The sequence below is a fragment of the Paraburkholderia sp. genome (genome assembly GCF_026225065.1).
Lineage (GTDB): Bacteria > Pseudomonadota > Gammaproteobacteria > Burkholderiales > Burkholderiaceae > Paraburkholderia.
On record NZ_JAMFSB010000017.1, the window covers coordinates 1 to 6,501 of the forward strand.

The window sequence follows — 6,501 nt, forward strand, 5'->3', positions numbered from 1 at the left end:
GCAGGTAGGCGATTTCCTCGAATTCGCAGGTGCTGGCGATGTCGAGAATGTCATAGCCGCGGTAATGCAGGTCATTGCCGGTCTTGCCGACCGTACACAGCGCAGTATTACCCGCCGTCACGCCTGACAGCGCCACGGATTTCTTCGGTTTGAATGCGCCCGGGGCTCCGTTCTCGCCTGGTGTCGCTGCGGCTTGCGTCTTTTCGCTCATCTCCAGCAGTCTCCTGTATGCCCGCTCATGATGCGGACTCTTTGGTGGAACCGGTTGCAGCAAAGAGCGGCGCAGCCTCAGCAGGCACCGCGCGTCCGGTCGAGCGTGCGCGGCGCAGCACCGACCAGTAATAACGGTAGCTCGCGCGGTCGTGCAGGGTGTCGTGATGGCGCGTCGGGCCCCAGTGGGCGGATTGCGCGGCCAGCAGAATTTCGGCAGCCGTGGCGATCTCTTCATCGCGAGGCGCAAAGGCGGCCACGATAACCGGCACCTGCGACGGATGGATGCTCCACATCCGCGTATAGCCGAACTCGTTGCGGGCGCGGGTGGCGTCGTTGGCCACCACGCTCATATCGCGCACTTCGGTGCTGACGTTGTGCGAGGGCACCTTGCCGTGCGCGTGGCAGGCCGCGGCGATCTCGAGTTTGGCGCGCCGCACCAACGGATGATCGAACTGGCCAGGCGAGCGCATCGCCGTATCGGGGATCGCGCCATCGTGCGCGGAGACAAAGTCCATCAGGCCGAAGCTGAGCGCTTCGACGCCCGGCAATGCGGCCAGATCGAACGCCCGCGCCAGTGCGCCGTGGGTTTCGACCAGCAACTGCACCGGCACGGGTTGAGCGATGCCGAGTTCACGCCGCGTTGCTTCGATATACGCGCACATTTCGGCGGCATCGGGAACGCTGCGGATCTTCGGCAGAGTGATATACGCAGGAGCGCGTTTGGCGGCGCGCAGGATCAGGCGCACGTCGTCGCGCCAGTGCGCGTGATTGAAATCGTGAATCCGCACGCCCACGCGGCCAAAGCGGTCATGCTCGCTGCCCAGCAGCGACGCCGCCAGCTCCGCATGTTCCGCCTCGCGGCCCACCTGGGCACCGTCTTCGCAATCGAGCGTGATGTCGAACACCGGCCCCAACTCCTGCTGCAAAGCGAGCGATTTGAGCATCAGCTTTTCACTGCCGGCGTAGTGATCGCAGGCAGGCAGGACTGTGGGCGGCGCTTCGCCGTCAAACAGCACTTCGGCGGGTGTGAGGGCGCGCATCTTCGGCGTCAGGGGCGTGTTGATTCGTTGAGGAATCTGATTCGGGCCGCACGTAAAAAACCGGAACCCGCCGCAGCGCAACGGAGTCCCGGCTGGTCTACATCAGGCGCTTAGCCGAGCAGGTGCTGAACGCCTTCGCGCTCTTCGAGCAGCTCGTTCAGCGTACCGTCCATCTTTTCGCGCGAGAACGTGTCGATTGCCAAGCCTTCGACGCGCTTGTACTCGCCGTTTTCGCATGTTACCGGCACACCGTAAATGATGTCTTCCGGAATGCCATACGAGCCGTCCGACGGGATACCCATCGTGACCCACTTGCCATTCGTGCCGAGCACCCAGTCACGCACGTGGTCGATTGCTGCGTTAGCTGCCGATGCTGCCGAGGACAGGCCGCGCGCTTCGATGATCGCTGCGCCGCGCTTGCCGACGGTCGGGATGAACGTGTTGCGATTCCATTCGTCGTCGTTGATCAGCTTGGTCAGGTCCTGGCCTTCTGCCGTTGCAACGCGGAAATCCGGGTACATTGTCGGCGAGTGGTTGCCCCACACTGCCAGCTTTTCGATCGAGGCGACCGGCTTGCCCGACTTGGCAGCCAGTTGCGACAGTGCACGGTTGTGGTCCAGACGCAGCATGGCGGTGAAGTTCTTCTTCGGCAGATCCGGCGCCGACTTCATTGCAATGTAAGCATTGGTGTTGGCCGGGTTGCCGACGACCAGCACCTTCACGTCGCGGCTGGCGGCTTCGTTCAGCGCCTTGCCTTGCACCGTGAAGATCTCAGCATTTGCTGACAGCAGATCCTTACGTTCCATGCCTTTCGAACGCGGACGCGCACCGACCAGCAGGGCCACGTCAGCGTCTTTGAACGCAACCTTGGGATCGTCGGTGATCACGACGCCCTGCAGCAGCGGGAATGCGCAATCATCCAGTTCCATCACGACGCCTTTGACGGCGCCTTGCGCTTGCGGCAGGTCGAGCAGTTGCAGGACCACCGGCTGATCCTTGCCGAGCAGGTCGCCGTTGGCGATGCGGAATAGCAGGGAGTAAGCGATTTGACCTGCGGCGCCGGTGACGGCAACGCGCTTTGCGGGCTTAGCCATTGAGAATTCTCCAGGACGATGCGTTAGACGCTAGGGAAAACGCCATTCTATATGGGCGTTAAGCGAAGCGTTGTGAAACAGGGCGGAATTCACTGTTACGCGGGGCGCCTCAGGCTGAAAGCCGAGGCTGGAAGCGCGTTGCGGCAAGACCGCCATGCCGGAAACCTGTGCAGCCGAGCGGGTGCGCGGGACACCGGTGGCCGCTGCATGGTGCCGGGCTCCTGCAAGGGTGTGTTTCCGAAGCGTCTGGCGGGACAAAGACCGGCGAATCGAAAGCGGAACCGCGAGGGACAACAGCGTGATGCAGAGCGGCTTTGAGTGCCAGGTGGCTTGCCAGCAGTACCCGGGGATACCCATGAAAAAGCCGTTGAACAACCCTCGAACCCTTGCTCGCCAAGGAGTGTAGGATTCGGCCCAAACAAAGTCAACAGTATCTTATGTCTTATATAAGACATATCTGTTGCCGGGAAAGTAATAGACGGCAGACAGGCCTTTATGATGAAATGCGCGCATGAATTCGAACCCGGCGAGCACTCCGAATCCTAACGGCCCTGGAGGGCCGGGCGAGGGCGCGTCCGCTGCTGCTGCACCCGCTACATCGCCCACTTTCAGCCCCCTGTATCAGCAGATCAAGGCGTTGATTACGCACAGCCTCGAGTCGGGTGAATGGAAGCCGGGTGAAATCATTCCCAGTGAGGTCGAACTGGCTGTCCGTTTCAAGGTGAGTCAGGGAACGGTGCGCAAGGCGATCGACGAACTGGCAGCGGATAACCTGCTGGTGCGTCGTCAGGGCAAGGGCACTTTTGTTGCAACGCACAATGAGGATCGCGCCCAGTTTCGCTTCCTCAGGTTACTGGCCGATGACGGCGCCGAACATCCCCACGTTAGCCGCCTTCTAGAATGCCGCCGCCTGCGTGCGTCGGCCGATATCGCGCGCCAGCTCGACCTCAAACCAGCCGACCCAGTGGTGCTTATAAAGCGCCTTTTGCAGTTTGATGGTGAAATTACGGTGCTCGACGAGATTTGGTTGCCCGGCGTCGTGTTCCGCGGGCTCACTCTCGAGCGGCTCTCGGAGTACAAAGGTCCGCTCTACGCGATGTTCGAGACTGAGTTCGGAACCCGCATGATCCGGGCGTCCGAGAAGATTCGGGCGGTGGCGGCCGACCCTACGGTTGCCGACCTGCTGAAGGTGCCACCCGGATTTCCGTTGCTATCGGTGGAGCGCGTGTCCTATACCTATGGGGACCGCCCCGTCGAAGTGCGGCGTGGATGGTATGTCACAACTGGATACTACTATCAGAACGATCTCAGCTAAAACCGGGCAGTCGGAGACCCGGATGTCCAGGCTGGATCGACGTGTTTAAGGGTGGCGCGCGTAACGCGCGGAGCCCTCTTGAGGACGCCATTGTCGCGTGTGCAGGAGATGACCGTTGGGGTTTTCGCTGCAGCGCGATATGAAAAGGCGCTAAAATTCAGGATTAGTGTTACTACATAGTAGGGGTCTAGCATGGCTGAAGCCGTAAAAAAACCGAGGCCGGAGTTCCGGAACATCGGTATCGGGCAGATATTGACGGCGTATCGCCTCCCACTAGCGGGGCGTGTGTCGATCTTGCATCGCGCAAGCGGTTTGCTGCTGTTTGTTTTTCTTCCGTTCCTGCTGTACCTCTTCGATCAAAGCCTTACCTCAGAGCTCAGCTTTGACGTGTTCAAGGGCTTCCTCTCCAACATCATCGTCAAGCTCATCACGCTGGTTCTCGCGTGGGCCTTCCTGTTCCACTTCTGCGCCGGCATCCGTCACCTGTTCATGGACGCAAGCCATGGCCTCACGACGAAAGAGAAGGGCAAGCAAACCTCCATCGTCGTTCTGGCCGTTTCGTCGCTTCTGACGATCGCTTTTGCGCTCAAACTCTTCGGAGCATTCTAAAAAAATGGCAGCTAATAACCGAATCGGTCCGAAGCGTCTCGTCGTCGGCGCGCACTACGGTCTGCGCGACTGGCTCGCACAGCGCATTACGGCGACGATCATGGCGGTCTACACGATCATCCTGCTCGCGTGGTTCTTCGGCGCACAAGACTTCTCGTATGACGGCTGGGCGTCGATCTTCGCGACGCAATGGATGAAGCTCGCCACGTTCGTGACGCTGCTGTCCCTGTTCTACCATGCGTGGGTAGGTATTCGTGACATCTGGATGGACTACATCAAGCCCGTCGGTGTGCGTCTCCTCCTTCAGGCCCTGACGATCGTCTGGCTGCTGGCGTGTGCCGGCTACGCTGCGCAGATTCTCTGGAGAGTATAAAAGAATGGCTGCAATCAAGAATTCTCTGCCGCGTCGCAAGTTTGACGTGGTTATCGTCGGCGCAGGCGGCTCGGGGATGCGCGCTTCGCTGCAACTCGCTCGCGCCGGCCTGTCGGTTTGCGTGCTGTCCAAGGTGTTCCCGACGCGTTCGCATACGGTGGCTGCTCAAGGCGGCATCGGCGCATCGCTCGGTAACATGAGCGAAGACAATTGGCACTACCACTTCTACGACACGATCAAGGGTTCCGACTGGCTCGGCGACCAGGACGCGATCGAGTTCATGTGCCGCGAAGCACCGAATGCAGTCTACGAACTGGAACACATGGGCATGCCGTTCGACCGCAATGCGGACGGCACGATCTATCAGCGTCCGTTCGGCGGCCACACGGCCAACTACGGCGAAAAGCCGGTGCAACGCGCTTGCGCGGCCGCTGACCGTACGGGTCACGCGCTGCTGCACACGCTTTATCAGCAGAACGTAGCAGCGAAGACGCAGTTCTTCGTCGAATGGATGGCGCTGGACCTGATCCGCGACGCCGAAGGCGATGTGCTCGGCGTGACCGCGATGGAAATGGAAACGGGCGACGTCTACATCCTCGAAGGCAAGACCACGCTGTTCGCCACGGGCGGCGCAGGCCGGATCTTCGCAGCTTCGACCAACGCGTTCATCAACACCGGTGACGGCCTGGGCATGGCTGCGCGTTCGGGCATCGCGCTGCAAGACATGGAATTCTGGCAATTCCACCCCACCGGCGTGGCCGGCGCGGGCGTGCTGATTACCGAAGGCGTGCGCGGCGAAGGCGGCATTCTGCGTAACTCGAACGGCGAGCGTTTCATGGAACGCTACGCGCCGACGCTGAAGGATCTGGCGCCGCGTGACTTCGTTTCGCGTTCGATGGACCAGGAAATCAAGGAAGGCCGTGGCGTGGGTCCGAACAAGGACCACGTGCTGCTCGACCTGTCGCACATCGGCGCGGAGACGATCCTGAAGCGTCTGCCGTCGATCCGCGAAATCGCGCTGAAGTTCGCGAACGTCGATTGCATTAAAGAGCCGATTCCGGTTGTGCCGACCATCCACTATCAGATGGGTGGTATTCCTACGAACATTCACGGCCAGGTGGTGGGCACGTCGAAGGGTCACGAAGATCCGGTCAACGGCTTCTATGCAGTCGGCGAATGTTCGTGCGTGTCGGTCCACGGCGCGAACCGCCTGGGCACGAACTCGCTGCTCGATCTGGTGGTGTTCGGCCGCGCCGCCGGCAACCATATTGTCAAGCACGTGCGGGAAATCAAGGAGCACAAGCCGCTGCCGGCTGATGCCGCTGATTTCGCGCTCTCGCGTCTCGACAAGCTCGACAAGTCCTCGTCGGGTGAATACACGCAGAACGTGGCGAACGACATCCGTGCCACCATGCAGGCGCACGCCGGTGTGTTCCGTACCTCGAAGCTGCTGTCCGAAGGCGTGGAGCGCATCCGCGAAGTCGCTGAGCGCGTTGACAGCATCCACCTGAAGGACAAGTCGAAGGTCTTCAACACGGCTCGCGTCGAAGCGCTGGAACTGGCGAACCTGATCGAAGTGGCACGCTCCACAATGGTGTCGGCAGAAGCGCGTAAGGAAAGCCGTGGTGCGCACGCACAAGACGACTTCGAACACCGCGACGACGAAAACTGGCTGCGCCATACGCTGTGGTTCAGCGAAGGCGATCGCCTCGACTACAAGCCGGTTCACATGCAACCGCTGACCGTCGAATCGGTGCCGCCGAAAGCGCGTACCTTCTAAGGCACAAGTCAAAGGAATTCAGAAATGGCCAAGCGTACATTTGAAATCTACCGCTACGATCCGGACAAGGACGCAGC

The 6,501-nt window shown here is 60.7% G+C and carries 7 protein-coding genes; 4 read left to right on the top strand and 3 right to left on the bottom strand.

Translation table 11 applies throughout. The features are described from left to right. The 3 genes from M0954_RS00920 to M0954_RS00930 all read right to left on the bottom strand — a co-directional run. Positions 1 to 211 (bottom strand): citrate/2-methylcitrate synthase (locus M0954_RS00920; RefSeq protein ID WP_297351141.1); only part of this gene is annotated, 211 nt, incomplete at its 3' end. A gap of 25 nt (positions 212 to 236) precedes the next feature. Further along, the gene (locus M0954_RS00925; RefSeq protein WP_297351143.1) at positions 237 to 1,253 is read right to left on the bottom strand and encodes an aldolase/citrate lyase family protein; all 1,017 of its coding nucleotides are present in this window, start codon (positions 1,251 to 1,253) and stop codon (positions 237 to 239) included. A gap of 110 nt (positions 1,254 to 1,363) precedes the next feature. Beyond that, positions 1,364 to 2,347, bottom strand: coding sequence for a malate dehydrogenase (locus M0954_RS00930; protein ID WP_133893763.1), 984 nt, complete (start codon positions 2,345 to 2,347; stop codon positions 1,364 to 1,366). A 511-nt stretch (positions 2,348 to 2,858) separates the two neighbouring features. Here M0954_RS00930 and M0954_RS00935 point away from each other — a divergent pair. The 4 genes from M0954_RS00935 (at position 2,859) to sdhA (ending at position 6,424) form a co-directional block, all read left to right on the top strand. Beyond that, positions 2,859 to 3,662, top strand: coding sequence for a GntR family transcriptional regulator (locus M0954_RS00935; RefSeq protein WP_133893762.1), 804 nt, complete (start codon positions 2,859 to 2,861; stop codon positions 3,660 to 3,662). Between the two features lie 192 nt (positions 3,663 to 3,854). After that, complete coding sequence (gene sdhC / locus M0954_RS00940) at positions 3,855 to 4,271, top strand: succinate dehydrogenase, cytochrome b556 subunit (protein WP_123386838.1); 417 nt, start codon at positions 3,855 to 3,857, stop codon at positions 4,269 to 4,271. A 4-nt stretch (positions 4,272 to 4,275) separates the two neighbouring features. Beyond that, a complete protein-coding gene (sdhD, locus tag M0954_RS00945; RefSeq protein ID WP_122157611.1) occupies positions 4,276 to 4,644 on the top strand; it encodes a succinate dehydrogenase, hydrophobic membrane anchor protein in 369 nt (122 codons plus the stop codon). Between the two features lie 4 nt (positions 4,645 to 4,648). Then, positions 4,649 to 6,424: a succinate dehydrogenase flavoprotein subunit gene (gene sdhA / locus M0954_RS00950; protein ID WP_122157612.1), complete on the top strand. Its 1,776-nt coding sequence runs from the start codon at positions 4,649 to 4,651 to the stop codon at positions 6,422 to 6,424. Positions 6,425 to 6,501: the final 77 nt, after the last annotated feature.